The organism is Curtobacterium sp. MCJR17_055 (assembly GCF_003224335.1).
Classification (GTDB): domain Bacteria; phylum Actinomycetota; class Actinomycetes; order Actinomycetales; family Microbacteriaceae; genus Curtobacterium.
In genome coordinates, this window is the sequence record NZ_QKLF01000001.1 from 291,645 (window position 1) to 308,810 (window position 17,166).

The window sequence follows — 17,166 nt, forward strand, 5'->3', positions numbered from 1 at the left end:
ACTACACGGGATCGGGCGGGGTGCCAAATCGAGCACCCCGCCCGCCCGCATCAACCGTCGGAGCCGCTGCCACCCTGCGCTGCGATGGCGTCCTCGACGGCCTCCTGCAGTCGCTGGTCGGCCTCGGCGGCGGCGACCAGGTCGTTGTCGGCGTACGCCTGCTCACGAGCCCGGAGCGCCTCGTCCGCTTCGGACAGCGCCTGCTGCAGGTCCGGCGTCGCAGCGCCGGAGGACGACCCACCGGTCGCGCCGCCGGTCGCACCACCGGTGGCACCGCCCGTCGAGCTCCCACCCGTCGACGTGTCGGAGCCCTCGTCGTCGGAGTCCGAGTTCCCCGCAGCCGCACCGGAGTCACCCGCGGCCGCGCCCGAGTTGCCGCCGAACAGTTCGTCGAGCGCCTCGTCGAGCGTGTCCTCGAACGCGATCTTGTCCCCGAAGGCCACGAGCACCTTCTGCAGCAGCGGGTACGACCCACTCGACGTGGACTGCACGTACACCGGCTGCACGTAGAGGAACCCACCACCGACCGGCAGCGTCAGCAGGTTGCCCTGCTTGACGGTGCTGTTGCCCCGCTTGAGGATGTTGAGCTCCTGCGAGACGGCCGGGTCGGAGTTGAACAGGTTCTGCACCTGCGACGGGCCGGGGATGCTGTCGGTCTTCGGGATCGTCAGCAGCGTGAGCTTGCCGTAGCCCTCGCCCTTCTTGCCCTTGCCTGCCCCGCTGGCGTCGGATCCGACGGCCAGGTAGCCGGTCAGCACGTTCCGCGCGTTCGACGACGAGTTCTGCTTCGGGATGTAGGTGCTGTACAGCGAGTAGGCCGTGCCCGCGCCCGGCACCTTCATCGTCAGGTAGTACGGGTCCTGCTGGTCCGGGTTCGTCGCCGTGGTCTGCGTCCCGAGCGCGTTCGTGGTGTTCGCGTTCGTCCCGGTGGTGGTGCCCGCCGAGTCGGCGTCCCCGGCGCTCGTCGAGGTCGAGGTCGGGTCGACCGGCGTCGTCCACGCGTCGTCGCCCGAGTAGAACGAGTTCGCGTTGGTGACGTGGTACGTGCCGAGGATGCTCCGCTGGACCTTGAACAGGTCGGTCGGGTAGCGCACGTGGGCGAGCAGGTCGGCGCTCATCGCGGACACCGGCTGCAGCGACGTCGGGAAGACCTTCTGCCACGTCTCGAGCACCGGGTCCTTCGTGTCCCAGGCGTAGAGCGTGACCTTGCCCGTGTAGGCGTCGACCGTGGCCTTCACCGAGTTCCGGATGTAGTTCACCTGGTCGGTGCGGAAGCTGCCGGAGTCGGTGCCGTTGATGCTGTCCGTCATGCTCTGGCTCTGCGAGTACGGGTACGCGTTGCTCGTCGTGTAGCCGTCGACGATCCACTTGATGCGGTTGTCGACGATCGCCGGGTACGCGTCCTGGTCCAGCTTCAGGTAGGGCGCGACGTTCTGCACGCGCTTGACCGGGTCACGGTCGTACAGGATCTGCGAGTCGGCGTTGACGGCGTTCGACAGCAGGATCTGCTCCGACTGGAACTTCGCCGCGTAGACCAGGCGGTTGAAGAAGTTGCCGATCTTCGGTCCGCCGTCCGCCGCGTAGGTCGTGGTGGCGTTGCCGTCGTCGTCGTCCGAGCCGGACGGGTAGTCGAGCTCGACGTCCTTCGTGCCCTCCGGTGCCCCGACGATCGAGTACGCCGGCGAGTTCTCGCCGAAGTAGACGCGCGGCTGGTACTTGCCGAGGGTGTCGCCGGCCGGGATGCCCGACTCGATGAACACCGGCTTGCCGTCGGATGCCCGCTGGTTGCCGTACGCCGCGACGACGCCGTAGCCGTGCGTGTAGACGAACGTCCGGTTGTACTGGGTGGCCGAGGCACCGAGGCCGTCGAGGTCGATGTCACGCACCGCGAGCACGGTGTCCTCGGTCTTGCCGTCCACCTGGTAGCGGTCGACGTCGAGCTGGTCGGGGAACTTGTAGTACTGCCGGTACTGCTGGAGCTGGCTGTACGTGTCGGAGACGATCTTGGGGTCGATGATGCGGATGTTCGCCGTCGTCTGGGCGTCCTCGGACAGGGCACCGGTCGTCGCCGTGGTGGTGGCGTCGTAGTCCTGTTCCTGGACCCCGGCGACGTTGTAGGCGTCCCGGGTGGCGTCGATGTTCCGCTGGATGAACGCGGACTCGAACGAGCGCTCGCTCGGTGCGACCTGCAGGCGCTGGACGATCCAGGGGTAGATCCCGCCGATGACGATCGCGGACACCAGGAGCAGCCCGGTCCCGATGATCGACACGCGCCAGCGGCCGATGACCGCCGTCACGATGAACAGGATCGCCACGATCGCCGCGATGCCCGCCATGATCTCGCGGCCCGGGATCGTCGCGTTCACCTCGGTGTACTGCGCGCCCGTGATGAGGGAGTTGTCCTTCGTCAGCGCCGTGTACTGGTCGAGCCAGAGACTGGCGGCCTGCAGCGCGATGTAGAGCGCGGCCGTGATCGCGAGCTGGATGCGCGCGGCCTTCGAGATGCGGACCTCTCGACCGCCGAAGCGGATCGCGCCGTACAGGTACGTCGCGGCGAGCGCGGCGAGGCCGGCGATGAGCACGACGGCGGATGAGTACGCCACGACGGCGCGCCAGAACGGCAGCTCGAAGACGTAGAACCCGACGTCGAGCCCGAACTGCGGGTCGGTCTTGCCGAACGGCGTCCGGTTGAGGTACTCGAGGACGGTGCTCCAGCGCGGTGCGGTCGCCAGACCGGCGAAGACGCCGAGCACCGCGGGGATGCCGAGCACCACGACGCGGCGCAGCGGCTCGATGACCTGCTGGTAGCGGTCGAGCTGCGCGTTGAGCTTCGCGTAGACCGGACGGAACCGGAAAGCGAGGACGATGCTCAGCCAGACCGGGATCGCCATGCCCAGGAAGCCGGCGACGAACATGGCCGTCCCGGCGAGCCACCGGGTGGTCAGGACGCGCTCGAACCCGAGCTGCGCGAACCACGCGTAGTCGGTGTACAGGCTGGCGAAGATGAAGAAGCCGATCACCAGTGCGGCCAGCACGATGATCGTGACCACGATCGGGACACGCGGCGAGCGCCGTCCCGCGGTGGACGAGGTGTTCGTCACTTGTTGTGCTCCAGACGTGTCGGACCGGCGGCGCCGGCAGGCCGAGCCGTCAGTGCTGACGATCCTATTCGTCCCGGCCGACAGTGAACCTGTGCCGCATCTCAGGATCGCGCCCCGGGCCTCCCGGCCCAGCCGTCCGGGCCGTCCGTGCCGGTCGTCCGGGAGGCCGGCGGCCCGGAGACCGCGGCAGCGCGCCTGGCGCTCAGGAGGTGCAGCGCTCGAGCCCGGCCGTGCTCCGGCCCGCCGCGATCGTCTCGAGGTCGGTGACCGCCTGGTCGAGCGTCGAGACCGCGTACACGTCGAGGCCGTCCGGTACGTGTCCGACCACCTCGTCGCAGTTCGCCTTCGGGGCGAGGAACACCGTGGCGCCCGCCGACTCGGCGCCGTGGAGCTTCTGCCGGATGCCGCCGATCGGTCCGACCGCGCCACCGGCGGTGATCGTGCCGGTCCCGGCGACGTGCTCGCCGCCGTTCAACGCGCCGGGCGTGATCTCGTCGATGATCCCGAGCGCGAACATCATGCCCGCCGAGGGCCCGCCCACGTCCTGCAGCGCGATGTCGACGTCGAAGGGGAAGTCGTAGTGCTCGACCACGCCGACGCCGAGCAGCGCGGTGCCCTGCTCGGTCCGCGGGGTGACCGAGAGCTCCCGCGTCGCCCCGTCCCGCTCGACGGTGATCGTCGCCGGTGCGCTCGTGCCGTGCTCCGCGACGAGCTGCCGGAGGGTCGACGCGTCGGAGTTCGTGGTGAGGGACGTGCCGTCGAACGCCGTGATGACGTCCCCCTCACGGACCACGCCGTCGGCCGGGGAGCCCTGCTGCACGGTGCCCACCTCGAGTTCGCTCGGGACCTCGAACCCCTCCTGCACGAGGGCCGCGGCGACGGAGGACTGCTGGGAGTTCGTCATGTCCGCGGCGTCCTGCTCGTTCACCTGCTCGGTCGTCCGTCCGGGCGGGTAGATCGCGCTCGCGGGCACCACCGCCTCGGACTCCGAGAAGAGGGCGCGGATGACGCTCGTCCACGGCGGCCGTTCGGTCGCCGTGCCCTGCACACTGACCGTGAGCATGTCGAGCGCGCCCGACGTCGGGTAGGTGCGGTGCCCGTCGATCTGGATGAGTTCGACGTCCTTCGCGTCCTTGCCGGTCCCCTGCCGCTGCGTGCCGATCGTGTTGAACACCGGGCCGGGCATCTCGATGAGGTACGGGCTCGGCAGCAGGCTCGCGACGACCGCCAGGACGAGGGCGCCGACGACGAAGGCCCAGCCGACCGTCCGTGAGCGCGAGCGACGACGGGGGGCGGGGGCGAAGAGGGTCACACGGGTCCTTCCGGAGGCTGTTCGCCCACGGCGCAGCCGGACGGGCGGTTGCCCGGGCCGGTCCCAGGCACGGCCTCACGGGCAGCGGTTAGCGTAGTCGGCATGCCTGATCAACCGCAGCCGGGGCCGGACGACGACTTCCGGGAGATGCTCCGCAAGCTCCTGTCCGGCGAGGGCCAGATCGACCCGTCGCAGCTCGCCGGAGCCGCCGGCCTGCCGAACGACCCGACCTTCGTCGCGAACCTCATGAGCCAGCTCCAGCGGGCCGCGCAGGACGGCGGCGACGGCATCGACTTCACCGTGACGGCCGAACGCGCCGCCACGATCGCCCGCGAGGGCGAGCAGCCGCTCGACCCCGCCACCGCGCAAGCAGCGGCGCAGGCCTTCCAGGTCGCGGCGCTCTGGCTCGACGAGGTGACCACCGTCGCGGAACTCACCTCGACACCGAGCGTCTACACGCGCGAGCAGTGGGCGAAGGCGACCGCACCCGTGTGGTCGCAGATCGCCGAGCCCGTGGCGTCGAGCATCGCGACCGCCCTCACCGAGGCGATCGACCAGCGCGCGCCCGAGGAGCTCAAGCTCATGCTCGGCGACGTCTCGAAGGCCATGCGCGGGGTCGGTGGTGCGCTCTTCGCGATCCAACTCGGCCAGGTCGTCGGGCAGCTCGCCAAGGAGGTCGTCTCCGGCGGCGACGTCGGCGTCCCGCTCCTCGACGAGCAGGTCGCCGCGCTCGTGCCGCAGAACGTCGCCGAGTTCGCCGAGGGCCTGGACGTCCCGGCCGACGAGGTGCGCATCTACCTCGCCGTCCGCGAGCTCGCCCACGCCCGACTGTTCCGCTCGGCACGCTGGCTGCGGCTGCACATCATCTCGTCGATCACGGAGTACGCCAAGGGCGTGCACATCCCGTTCGACCGGGTCGAGGAGTCCCTGTCGGGCATCGACCCGACCGACCAGGAGCAGCTGCGGGACGCGCTGGCCTCCGGGGCGCTCATCCCGCCGCGGACCCCGGAGCAGGACGCCGCCCTCGCCCGACTCGAGACGATGCTCGCGCTCGTCGAGGGATGGGTCGACACCGTCACGGCCGCCGCGACCGCCCGTCTCCCCCGCTCCGGCGCGATCGCGGAGATGGTGCGACGTCGTCGCGCCGCAGGAGGCCCGGCCGAGTCCGCCTTCGCGACGCTGGTCGGTCTCGAACTCCGCCCGCGCCGACTCCGTGAAGCGGCCGCGATGTGGCAGCGGGTCACCGACGAACTCGGTGCCGGCGAGCGCGACGCGCTCTGGGCCGCGTTCGACCTGGTGCCCGGCTCGGACGACATCGACGCGCCGGAGTCCCTGGTCGCCCGGCTCCGCGACCCGTCGCAGACGCCGGAGGACGACGCGTTCGACCGAGCGCTCGAGGACCTGCTCAACGACACCACCGCCGACCGTCCGCACGAGGACGAGGACGGCGGCATCGAGGACTCCGGCATCGAGGACTCCGGCGACGGCCCGACGGCCGGGCCCGCCGACGGCGACCCGCAGGGCGGACCGCGGCACTAGTCACCCCGGTCGGGACGGGAGGCGCGACCCGCCTTGCGTCCCGACCGTCCGGCCCGCCTCGTCTTGTCCACAGATCGGCGTCCGGACTGCCCCGTCGGCGGTGCCTGCGCCAGCGTGGACGCATGGGCATCCGCATCGACCCGACGCTCGAGTTCATCTGGCGCGATCCGTGCACGGTCCAGCTCGGGGTCGACCCGCCGCGCGCGCTGGTCACCTTCCCGACGACGGCCGAGGAGCGCTTCCTCTGCGCGCTCCGGAGCGAGACCGGACGGGACGCGATGGCCGGGGTCGCCCGGAGCGTCGGCTGCCCGCCCGCCGTCGCGGCCCGGTTGCTCGGGGACGCCGCTCCGGCCCTGGTCGACCTGGACGCGGAGCCGGCCGCCCGGGTCGAGGTGTCCGGTGCCGGGCCGCTCGCGCAGGAGCTCGACCGGATGCTCACCGGTGACGGCGTGACCGTCGTGCGGACGTCGGTGCCGCGCGGCGGCCCGGTCCCCGAGCCCGACCCGCCGCCGACGCTCGCCGTCCTCGTCGCCGACCACGTGACCGACCCGACGGTCCGGGCCGCCTGGTGTCGCCGGTCGGTCCCGCACCTGCCGGTGGTGGTGGGCGACGGACGTGTCCGCGTCGGGCCGTTCCTGGTCCCGGGAGCCGGGCCGTGCCTCCAGTGCGTGGAACTCGAGCGCACCGACGCGGACCCCGCCTGGCCGGCGATCGCCGCGCAGGTCTGGGGCCGTCCCGTGGCCGCACTGTCGCCCTACCGGGCTGCGACGGTCGCCACGACGGTGACCCGGCTGGTCCTCGAGCGGCTCCCCCTGGTGACCCAGTACCCGGACGCGCAGCAGCTCCTGGTGGACCGGACGGACCTGTCGGTCACGGTGCGGCGGGTCGCTCCGCATCCGCGGTGTGCGTGCCGAGGGCTGCCAGGAACCGACTCGCCACCCGGGCCCCACCCCGTGTGGACCCCTGACCGGACCACGTCAGCGTCAGGGAACGACGAGCACGGGTGATGCCGACGTAGAAGAGCCGACGTTCCTCGTCGACGCCGTCGTCGGTCGTCGCGTACGAGATCGGCAGCAGCCCCTCGGCGACGCCCGCGAGCACGACGTGCGGCCACTCCAGGCCCTTCGACGAGTGCAGCGTCGCGAGCGTGACGGCGTCGAGTTCCGGCTCGTGGTGGGTCGCGGCACGGTCCACCAGATCGGCCGTGAACTGCTGCATGGTCGTCCCGGCCGGCGAGGACTCGGCGAGCTGCATGATCGCCTGCAGGGCCTCCCACTGCTCACGCACGGCACCGGTGCCCTCCGGCGGGGTGCGCGTCCACCCGCTGATCTGCAGCACGAGCTCCACCCGGCGCAGGAGCTCGTCGTCGGTCTGCCGGACCGCCTCGCCGCGCATGTGGTGCACGGCGAGCTTCACCTCCGGGCGGTCGAAGAAGCGCTTCCCGCCCTGCACCCGGTACGGGATCCCGTTGCGGGCGAGCGCCGACTCGATCGCCGCGGACTGCGCGCCGACGCGGTACAGGACGGCGCACTCGCCGTACGCCGCCCCGCCGTCCACGAGCTCGGTGATGCGGCGGGCGATCGTCGCGGCCTCGTCCCCGTCGTGCGCGCAGGCGAGCACCGTCGGCTCCGGACCGGGGGCGGTCTCCTGCGCGACGAGGTCGAGCGCCCCCGGCTGCCCGCGCATGAGTGCGTTCGCCGCGTGCACGACCTCTGGGGTGGAGCGGTAGTTCCGTTCGAGCCGGAGCACGGACGCGCGCGGGAACTCCGAGCCGAACCCGAGCAGGTAGCGGCTGGACGCGCCGGTGAACGAGTAGATCGTCTGGCTGGCGTCACCGACCACGCACAGGTCGTCCCGACCGCCGAGCCACGCGCGGAGCAGGTCGTGCTGCACGGGCGAGACGTCCTGGTACTCGTCCACCACGAAGAACCGGTACTGCTGACGCACGTAGGACGCCACCCGGGGCTCGGACTCCACCATGCCGAGGGTCGCGAGCAGCACGTCCTCGAAGTCCATCTGCCGACGGTCGTCCTTGAGCCGCTCGTACGCGCGCATGAGGTCGACCACGCGGGACGGCGAGGTGTCGCGTGGCATCGTCCGCTCGGTCGCGGCGGACTCGTACTCGTCGTACGTGAGCCGCTGCACCTTGCGCCACTCGACCTCGCCGGCCAGGTCGCGGAGCGTCGGGGTGTCGACCCGCAGGCCGATGGTGTCCGCGGCGTGCGCGATCATCCGGCCCTTGGACTCGACGAGCCCGGGGGCGTGCCCGCCGACCGTGTCCGGCCAGAAGTACCCGAGCTGGGACATCGCCGCGGCGTGGAACGTCCGGGCCTGGACGGCTCCGGCGCCGAGGGCGCGCAACCGCGAGCGCAGCTCTCCCGCCGCCCGGGTGGTGAAGGTCAGCGCGAGGACGTGGTTGGGCGAGTACGTGCCGGTCGCGACCCCGTAGGCGATGCGGTGCGTGATCGCGCGGGTCTTGCCGGTCCCCGCGCCCGCCAGCACGGCCACCGGACCGAGGAGCGTCCGTGCGACCGTCCGCTGCTCGGCGTCGAGTGCGGCGAGCAGCGCGTCCGGGGTCGGGGTCGACGGGTCGCCGGCGCCGGGTGCGACCGTCACGGCAGGTCGAGCGGCCCGCCGTACCACTCCTCGATGATCACGCGGGCGATCGAGGTCCGGCCGGGCAGCAGGATCGTGTCCCCGGCCTGTTCGCGGATCTCGTCGCGGGAGAACCAGCGGACGTCGAGGATCTCGACACCGTCCGGCCGGGCGGCGGAGGGGTCGCCGTCGACGGCACGTGCGCGGAACCCGACCATGAGCGACGCCGGGAACGGCCACGGCTGCGAGCCGAGGTACTCCGGTTCCTCGATGGTGACGCCCGCTTCCTCGAAGACCTCACGCCGGACGGCGTCCTCGAGCGACTCCCCCGGCTCGACGAACCCGGCGAGCAGCGAGTACCGGTTCGCGTCCCAGGCAGCGTTCGAGCCGAGCAGGATGCGGTCCTCGCCGTCGGTGATGCCGACGATGATCGCCGCGTCGGTCCGCGGGAAGTGCTGGTGCCCCTCGGGGTCGCGGCGGACCCACCCGCCCGAGGTCGACTCGGTCGCCGAGCCGGTCCGCGGCGAGAAGCCGTGCACCGCGTGCCAGTTCGCCATCGCGACCGCTTCGACCGCGAGGCCCTGGTCGCGGGCGGACAGCTCGGTGCCGAACATGCGCAGGTTCTCCCACGCCGCGGTGTCCGGTTCGATGGCGGCGGCAGCGTCGTCGTCGACGAGCGCCGCGACGAAGCGGGTGCCGGCCGGGGCGTCGGCGGCGTCGGCGACCGCGCGTCCGAGGTAGAGCAGCGTCGCGTCCTCGGGTACCTGTCCGGCGTCGACGAAGCGGAGCGCGCCGTCGCCGCCCCGGAGCATCGCGCCGGCGTGGACGGGCAGGAACCGCGTCGCCGGGTCGTCCCGCAGCACGCGGTCGAGGTCGGGGGTGGCGCGGTACTCGGCATCGCGGTCGAGCTCGTTGCGGGCGAGCGGCAGCCGGGCGGCGAACTCCACGGTCACGCGGATCTCCTCGTGGTCGACACGTCCCGGGCCAGCGTGGCGCGCACCGATCGGGTGTGCCGCGGACCTACCCTGATGGGCATGGCGGGATCGCAGTTCACTCTAGCCGCGTTGGCGACGACGGCCGTGCCCGGGCTCGTCCTGACCGGGACGCGCACGCTCGGCTCGGTGGCCGCCGGTGACTACGAGTCGGCGGTCGTCCGTGACGCGGAGGGCCACAGCTCGGCGATCCGCCGGCCCCGGAACCAGCGCGCCGAGGCCCGCCAGTCCGCCGACCTGGTGGCCATCCGCGCGCTCAGCGCCGGGATCCGCACGCGCCTCCCGTTCGCCGTCCCGGAGTACCGCGGACAGGCGCCGATCGGGTCGACCCGCGCCATCCTCACCACGTTCGTCGACGGCGAGCACCCCGCGCTCCGTGACCTGACGGAACGTCCGGAGCTGGCGACCAGCGTCGGCCGCGCGGTCGCCGCGCTCCACGTCCTGCCCACGAGCTTCGTGACGGACGCCGGCCTGCCGTCCCTGACGCCCTTCGAGGTGCTCCGCTCCGCGGTCTCCGTGATGGACCGGGCCGTCGCGACGAAGCTCGTGCCGGCCGCGCTCCAGGAGCGCTGGGAGGGTGCCGCGCGCGACCAGCAGCTCTGGCAGTTCACGCCGACCGTCGTCCACGGCTCGCTCGGCGTCGACTCGCTGCTCGTGCAGGGCGACGAGGTCACGGGCGTGCTCGGCTGGGGCGAACTCCGCCTCGGCGACCCGGCGAAGGACCTGGCCTGGGTGCTCGCCGGCCGCCGCGAGGCGTTCGACACGGTCCTCAGCGCCTACACCGCCGGCGGTGGCGGTCGGGACCGGCAGCTCGGGCAACGCGCCCGCGTGCACCACGAGCTCGAGACCGCCCAGTGGCTGCTGCACGGGGTGCAGGTGAAGAGCACCGAGGTCGTCGACGACGCGGTCGCGATGATGCACCGCCTGGCCGAGGCCGTCCACGCACCGTCGGCCGCACCGCTGCAGGCGGTGTCGCCGGAGACGATGGAGATCGGCGAGGTCGAGCAGCTGCTCTCCTCGACCGAGCGCCGGCACGGCTGATCCGGCCTGGAGGCGCGGCTCGCCTCAGCCGATCGCGTTCCGCCAGGCGCGTTCCAGCCCGGCACGGTCGAGCAGCGACGTCGGTCGGACCTCGAGGTCGTCCGCCACGAAGTAGAACACCGCGTCGACGTCCTCGATCGGCCGGCCGGTGAACTCGGCGTACGCGACCCGGTACAGCGCGAGCTGCACCTGCCGGCGTTCCAGGTCCTCGGCACCGGTCGGGGCCTTGCCGGTCTTCCAGTCGACGACTTCGATCCGCCCGTCGATCTCGTAGACGGCGTCGAGCTTGCACACGACGCTGTGCCCGAGGAACGGGATGTGGATCTCGCGTTCGACCTCGAGGGGCGTCAGACCCGCCCAGCGTGACCGGGCGAAGGTCTCCTGGAAGTCGGCCAGCCGTCGGGCGTCGTCGTCCGTGACGGCGAGGTCACCGTCGGTGGCGGGAGCGGTCTCCCCGACGTCGAGGTCGAGTTCGCCGGCCCAGGCGTCGAGCCCGCCGTCCCACCCGCCGAGCGGCGCCGCGGCGCCACCGCCACGGGCACGCTGTTCGACCCACTGGTGGAACAGCGTGCCGAGGCGGGTGGCCCGGTACGGCCGCTCGGGCATCGGACGGCGCAGCCGTTCGGCGACGCGGTCCGGCTCGCCGAGGTAGTCCTTGAAACCGGACGCCGGGACGCGGTGCGGGACGACCACCGCGTGCGCGGCCGACCGGGCCGCCCGGCGTTCCGCGAGCAGCAGGTCGATGTCGGCGGCGTGGCGACCGGCGGCGCCGGGGTTCGCGTTGCGCACGCGCTCCGCGGCGGCGAGCACCCGCGGACCGCGGGAGCCGAACGGCACGTGCGGCCAGGTCTGCGTCGCTCCCTGGTCGCCGAGCGGGTTCGACTCGTGCGCGGTGCCCTCCGGGATCCGGTCGGCGGGGAGCACCCCGGCGTCGACGAGGTCGTGCAGGTACCGGCTCGGGGCCGTCGGCTTCACCCCGGTCGACCACGAGGACCCGGTGACGAGCAGCTCGTGCTTCGCGCGGGTCAGCGCCACGTAGGTCAGGCGGCGTTCCTCGTCCTCGTTCCGCGCCCGGACCTCGTCCTTGAAGGCGTCGATCGCCGTGACGACGTCCTTCTGGGTCTCCTGCCCGCGCCAGGCCAGACGGGGCAGTTCCTCGGCGTCGCCGCGGAACTCGTACGGCAACCGGCCGAACCCGAGCCACCCCGTCGACCCCTCCTGGGGCCGGGCGGGCAGGGCGCCCTCGACCATCCGCGGCACGGCGACCGCGTCCCACTCCAGGCCCTTCGAGCCGTGGATCGTCAGGATCTGGACGGTCCCGCCCTCGGGTTCCTCCGACCGCGGCCCCATGTCGTCGCGGCGGGCTGCGGCGTCGATCCAGCCGAGGAAGGCGCCGAGGTCGGCACGGTCGTCGGTCTGCACGAAGCCGCTCAGTTCGTCGACGAAGGCGTCGAGGTACGCCGACCCGCCCTGCTCGTGCGCGGCGACCTCGATGTCGAGCCGCATCTCCTGCACCACGAGCGTGACGAAGTCGACCAGGTCCCCGCCGGCACGGGAGCGCAGCGTGGCGAGCTGGGCGCCGAGGGCGCGCATCCGCTCGCGGCCGGCCGGGCTGATGCCGGCGAGGGCGGAGTGGTCGTCGGGCGCGGTCGTGACGAAGTCGAGCGCGTCGACCACGGAGCCCTGCTCCCCCGCGGCGACGGACGCCCGGAAGGCCGCGGTGACGTCGTCGTCGAGGCGCTTGTGCGTGTGGTCGCGGCCGAACAACCAGCGCGCGAGACCGTGCAGCGCGACGATGTCCGCCGCGCCGACCCGCCACCGGGCACCGGCGAGCAGGCGGATGAGGTCGTTGCCCGCCGCCGGGTCGTGCAGCACGCGGAGGCAGGCCACCAGGTCGACGATCTCCGGCCGCTGCAGCAGCCCACCCGTCCCGAGCACGTGGTACGGCACCCCGCGGGCGGCCAGCGCTGCGGTGAACGCCGCCAGGTCCTTCCGGGCGCGCAGCAGGAGCGCCATCGAGCCGTCCGGGTTCCGCCCGCGGTGGTCCGCGAACCACGCGGCGACGGCGTCCGCCTCGTCGGGCAGGGTCTCCGGGAAGGCGACCGCCACCGTGCCGCGGTCCGCTCCCGGTCGCGGTGCGAGCTGCTCCACCCGGACGTCGGACGCGGCGGAGAGCGGGGAGACGACCGCGTTCGCCGCGGCGAGCACGTCGAGGGGGTTCCGCCAACTCGTCGACAGGGCGTAGGTGACGACGGGGTCGGCGGCGGGCGCGCCGAAGTCCGCCGGGAACCGGGCGAGGTTCGCGGCACTCGCTCCGCGGAAGCCGTAGATGGACTGGTGCGGGTCCCCGACCGCCATCACCGGGTGGTCCCGGAACAGCCGCGCGAGGAAGCGCGTCTGCACGACCGAGGTGTCCTGGTACTCGTCGAGCAGCACCACCGCGAAGCGGGCTCGGAGGTCGGCGGCCACCCGCGGGGCGGCGTCGGCCGCGGCGAGCGCCAGGGCGATCTGGTCGGAGAACTCGACGAAGCCGCGGTCGACCTTCTGCCGACGGAACTCCTCCACCAGGTCGGCCAGGGGTTCGAGCGACCCGATCGCGGCGACGGCGTCGGTGACGGCCTTGTAGGGCGTGCCCCTGGTCGAGCCGGGCAGTTCCAGGAGCTCCCCGAAGTCGATCGCGAACCGACGGAGGTCCGCCGGGTCCACGAGGTGCTCGGACGCGGCCCCGGCGAGCGCCACCACGGCCGCGGTGACGGTGTCGACGTTGCGGTCGAGTCCGGCCAGGCGGTCGTCCCGTGCGGCGACGACGACCCGACGGGCGAGCTGCCAGGCGGACGGCTCGGTGAGCACCTGTGACTCGCCGTCCCGGCCGACGAGCAGGGCGTTCTCGCGGAAGACGGCGTTCGCGAAGGCGTTGTAGGTCGACACCGTGGGCGCGAGGAAGGCGTCGCCGGCAGCGATGAGCCCGGCGTCCTCGAGCGCGGCGATCCGGTCGTTGATGCGCACGCCGAGCTCGCCCGCGGCCTTGCGGGTGAAGGTCAGGCCGAGCACCTGGTCCGGCTGCACGAACCCGTTCGCGAGCAGCCAGACGACACGGGAGGCCATCGTCTCGGTCTTCCCGCTGCCGGCACCGGCGACGACGAGGGCCGGCGCGAGCGGTGACTCGATCACGGCCCGCTGCTGCTCGGTGGGTCGGGGCTTCCCGAGGGCGTCCGCGATCGCGTCGGCACCGACCCGCGGTGTCAGCGGGACGCCCCCGTCGGGCACGCGGTGCTCGGGTCCGGGCGCAGGGGCGGCGGGGTCCGACCCGGTCCGACCGGTCCCGGCGCCGTCCACCGCTGTCGGCGCCTCGTCCGCGCTCACCAGGTCACCTCGCCGACGACGTGGATCCGGCACTCGGTGCCCGTGCGGGCGCGGTCACAGTGCTCGTCGACCGCCGCCAGGAACGTCCGTCCCGCCATGCCGCGCGCGACGCCGTGCAACCGCTCGCGGTACGCCTCGCGCGCTTCCGGGTCGAGCGCGCGCTGGGTCCGTTCCGAGTACGCGTGCGCGCCCTTCGGGTTCTGCACGAAGACGAGCCGGGCGTCGGTGGTCTCCGCTCCGACCGGGACGCCCTCGACCGCGCCGTCGGCGACCGCGAGCTGGTAGGCGGCGAGCTGCGGATGGGCCGGCATGTCGTTCTTCTCGCTCGGCATCGATCGCCCGGTCTTCAGGTCGACGATGCTGATCCGGCCGTCGGGGTCGACCTCGATCCGGTCGATGCTCCCCCGCACCCGGGCCGGGCCGGTCACCAGGGCGAAGGAGGACTCGGCACCGAGCAGTCGTCGCCCCGCGCTGGCGGTGGTCCGGAGGTAGTCGCTGAGCCCCTCGATCATCCGTCGGGTCCTCGCGCGCTCACGGTCCGCGATCCACGGCGACTCGAACGTCAACTCGTCCCACCGGCCCTCGACCCGCTGCCACAGTGACTCGACGTCGATCTCGGTCGCGTGCTCCATCGCCTCGTGCACGATCGTCCCGATGCCCATCGCGGGGCTCGGGGCGCCGCCGCCGAACGTCTGCGCGAACCAGTGCACGGGGCACTCCTCGAACGTGCCGATGCGGGAGGGCGACACCGACACCGTCGGCGGGACGGGCTCGTCGCCGTCCTCGGGCACCACCGGTGCGGCGTCGAGGTCGACGAGCGGCGCGTCGGTCGTCGGCTCGGCCAGGCCGTACCAGTCGTCCGGCGACGCCCCCGGCACGTCCTCGGCGGCGAGGCGCGCGAGTGCGGACGCCGCCTCGGAGTCGCCGGTCGCGACCACGCGCCGACGCAGCGAGCCGGCGAGGCCGCGTAGGGACAGCGGGTGCGCCGACGGCTGTCGGTCCGGCGGGACCGGGACGAGCCGGACGAACGGCGACGGGGACTCGTCGTCGTTCGCGACGGTCGCGATGACGACCTGCGTCGTCGCCCGGGACACGGCCCGGGCGAACAGGCGCAGCTCGTCGCCGATCACCGCCGCCCGGTCGTCCGTCGGCGAGTGCGGGACGCCGGCGGCGGCGCGGACGAGCCCGTCCGGGTCGAGCAGGCTGCCCCGCACGCGGGTGTTCGGCCAGACGCCGTCCTGGAGGCCCGTCACCACCACGACGTCGCACTCCAGTCCGACGGTGGCCGAGGGGGTCAGCACCCGGACCCGCCCGGCGGTCCGGTCCGGTCCGATGGAGTCCTCGGGCAGGTCGGCACCGAGGAGGTCGTCGACGAAGACGCGCGCCGGGGCGTCCGGCGTCCGCTCGACGAACCGCTTCGCGGCCGTGAAGAGCCCGACCACGGCGTCGAGGTGCCGGTCGGCCTCGGCCGCTCCGACACCTCCGGCGACCGACTGGGCACGCCAGGTGCCCGCGAGACCGCTGCGCTCCCACAGCCCCCAGAGGACCTCCTCGATGCTCGCCCCGGTCTCGGCGTCGTGCCGCGCGGCCGCGAAGCTCCTCGCCAGCCGTGCGGCACGGCGGGCGAAGGGCGCGTCGATCGTCGCGAGTCGCTCCGGGGCACCGAGTGCGTCGACCAGGAGCTCGTCGGACGTGCGGGTCCCGCCGCCCGCCAGCTCCTCGCGCCGGAGCGCCAGCCGCAACCGTCGCATCGCCAGGGTGTCGAGTCCGCCGAGCGGTCCGGTCGCGAACGCGGTCGCGAGCTGGGCGTCGAGCGGCACCACACCGAGGGCGACGGCGGCCGCGTCGACGAGCGCCCGGGACGCGGTCTCGTCCCGGGGTCGGGTGGGCGCGGCACCCGCGGTCGCCGGCACCTCGGCCACCGAGAGCGCCCGGACGAGTTCCGGGATCGCCGCCCCGCTGCGGGTGACGACGACCATCCGGTGCCACGGCACACCGTCGAGCAGCCGGTGTTCGCGGAGGCGCCTCGCTACCGCGGCGACCATGGCGGACCGGCTCGGGGCCTCCAGGTGCAGGACGGCGTCGGAGCGGCCACGGGCCTCCCGGGCGACGGCGGAGCGCTGTCGGCCCGCGGCGGCGGTGCCGATGCGGCCGGTGACGCCGGTCACCAGCGCCCGGACCGGTCCGGCGTGCCGGTGCACCGTGCCGAGCACGATCTCCCGGACGCCGGTGACGCCGAGGCGCGGACCGAGGCGGCCGAGCACGTCCGGCTCCGCGCCGCGGAAGGCCGAGGCGGCGATGTCCGGGTCGCCGAACGCGACGACCTGCACGCCGGAACGGGCGAGGGCACCGAGCAGGGCGATCTCGCCCTCGACGAGTTCCTGCACGTCGTCGACGACGACGAGACGCAGCGCGGCCACCGCGGGCGGGAGGTCCCCCCGCAGCACGGCCGCGGTCGCGAACGCCACGAGCTCTGCCGCGTCCAGCGCGGTCGTCCGGAACGCGGTCACGGTGGCGCGGTACTCGTCGACGAGGTCCCCGACGGCACGCCACTCGGGGTGCCCGGTCTCGTCCCCGAGCTCCCGCATGTCGTCGGGTTCGATGCCGGCCGCGACGGCACGCATCATGAGGTCACGCAGCGCCGTGCGGAAGCCCGCCCGCTCGCGGACCACCGCGGTGATCGGTGCCGGCCAGTCCGGTCCGCCGCCGTCGAGCTCGTGTCCGGCGAGCAGGTCGGCGAGGATGCGGTCCTGCTCGCCGCCGGTCAGCAGGGTGGGAGCGTCCTGGCCCTGCACGGTCGCCGCGTGCGCCACGACCTGGAACGCCAGGGAGTTGACGGTCCGGGCGAGCGCGCCCGGCGTGACCCGGTCGACCGCGGCGGCGAGCCGGTCCCGGAGCGCCGTGGCCGCCATGCGGGCCGAGGTGAGCGCGAGCACGGTGGCGTGCCCAGCGGCGTCGACGGCACCGGGTCTGGCGATCCGGTCGGCCACGAGCCGCGTCAGTGTGCTCGTCTTGCCCGTTCCCGGCGCGCCGAACACCGCGGCGTGCTCGCCGTCCGGCAGGGCCAGGACCGCCTGCTGCGCAGGGTCCTCGACGAGCGCACGCGACACCGAGCCGAGGTCCGGCGCGGGCGTCAGGGTGGTCGGTGGCACGCACGTACGGTACCCAGCGCTGCCGACATCGCGCGCCACCCGCGCCGGATGCGGGGACCGGGTGCGGGACC

Annotated in this window: 8 protein-coding genes and 1 pseudogene; 3 read left to right on the forward strand and 6 right to left on the reverse strand. The window is 73.4% G+C overall.

Annotated elements, in window-relative coordinates; genetic code table 11:
- Positions 1-50: 50 nt before the first annotated feature.
- Positions 51-3,101 carry a UPF0182 family protein gene (locus DEJ16_RS01390; protein WP_181419402.1) on the reverse strand — a complete coding sequence of 1,017 codons (3,051 nt, stop codon included), beginning with the start codon at positions 3,099-3,101 and terminating at the stop codon, positions 51-53.
- 202 nt (positions 3,102-3,303) lie between these two features.
- Positions 3,304-4,413 carry a PDZ domain-containing protein gene (locus DEJ16_RS01395; protein ID WP_110823701.1) on the reverse strand — a complete coding sequence of 370 codons (1,110 nt, stop codon included), beginning with the start codon at positions 4,411-4,413 and terminating at the stop codon, positions 3,304-3,306.
- A 102-nt stretch (positions 4,414-4,515) separates the two neighbouring features.
- Between DEJ16_RS01395 and DEJ16_RS01400 the strand changes: the two genes are divergently transcribed.
- Together DEJ16_RS01400 and DEJ16_RS15890 are read left to right on the forward strand one after the other, a co-directional pair.
- Positions 4,516-5,952, forward strand: coding sequence for a zinc-dependent metalloprotease (locus DEJ16_RS01400; RefSeq protein ID WP_110823700.1), 1,437 nt, complete (start codon positions 4,516-4,518; stop codon positions 5,950-5,952).
- Positions 5,953-6,383: 431 nt separating this feature from the next.
- A pseudogene (locus DEJ16_RS15890) lies at positions 6,384-6,860 on the forward strand (TOMM precursor leader peptide-binding protein); the annotation flags it as partial.
- On the opposite strand, the gene DEJ16_RS01410 reads toward DEJ16_RS15890, so the two are convergent.
- Both DEJ16_RS01410 and nudC read right to left on the reverse strand, forming a co-directional pair.
- Positions 6,823-8,568, reverse strand: a complete 1,746-nt coding sequence (locus tag DEJ16_RS01410; RefSeq protein WP_181419403.1) for an ATP-dependent helicase — start codon at positions 8,566-8,568, stop codon at positions 6,823-6,825. The pseudogene DEJ16_RS15890 and the gene DEJ16_RS01410 sit on opposite strands and share 38 nt — an antisense overlap.
- A complete protein-coding gene (gene nudC, locus DEJ16_RS01415; protein ID WP_110823697.1) occupies positions 8,565-9,500 on the reverse strand; it encodes an NAD(+) diphosphatase in 936 nt (311 codons plus the stop codon). Before nudC ends, DEJ16_RS01410 begins: the two co-directional genes overlap by 4 nt.
- A gap of 81 nt (positions 9,501-9,581) precedes the next feature.
- Here nudC and DEJ16_RS01420 point away from each other — a divergent pair, with 81 nt between their 5' ends.
- Positions 9,582-10,580 carry a phosphotransferase gene (locus DEJ16_RS01420; protein ID WP_110823996.1) on the forward strand — a complete coding sequence of 333 codons (999 nt, stop codon included), beginning with the start codon at positions 9,582-9,584 and terminating at the stop codon, positions 10,578-10,580.
- Positions 10,581-10,604: 24 nt separating this feature from the next.
- Here the strand turns inward: DEJ16_RS01420 and DEJ16_RS01425 are convergent, their stop codons facing one another.
- The gene (locus DEJ16_RS01425) at positions 10,605-13,943 is read right to left on the reverse strand and encodes an ATP-dependent DNA helicase (protein WP_258365741.1); all 3,339 of its coding nucleotides are present in this window, start codon (positions 13,941-13,943) and stop codon (positions 10,605-10,607) included.
- Entirely contained in the window at positions 13,940-17,095 is a 3,156-nt protein-coding gene (locus DEJ16_RS01430) for a UrvD/REP family ATP-dependent DNA helicase (protein WP_181419404.1), read from the reverse strand. The genes DEJ16_RS01425 and DEJ16_RS01430 overlap by 4 nt, the downstream gene beginning before the upstream one ends.
- Positions 17,096-17,166: the final 71 nt, after the last annotated feature.

Excerpts from the sequence above, each read along its gene's own strand:
- DEJ16_RS01420 (WP_110823996.1), top strand. The coding sequence starts at position 9,582 with ATGGCGGGATCGCAGTTCACTCTAGCCGCGTTGGCGACGACGGCCGTG.
- DEJ16_RS01400 (WP_110823700.1), top strand. The coding sequence starts at position 4,516 with ATGCCTGATCAACCGCAGCCGGGGCCGGACGACGACTTCCGGGAGATG.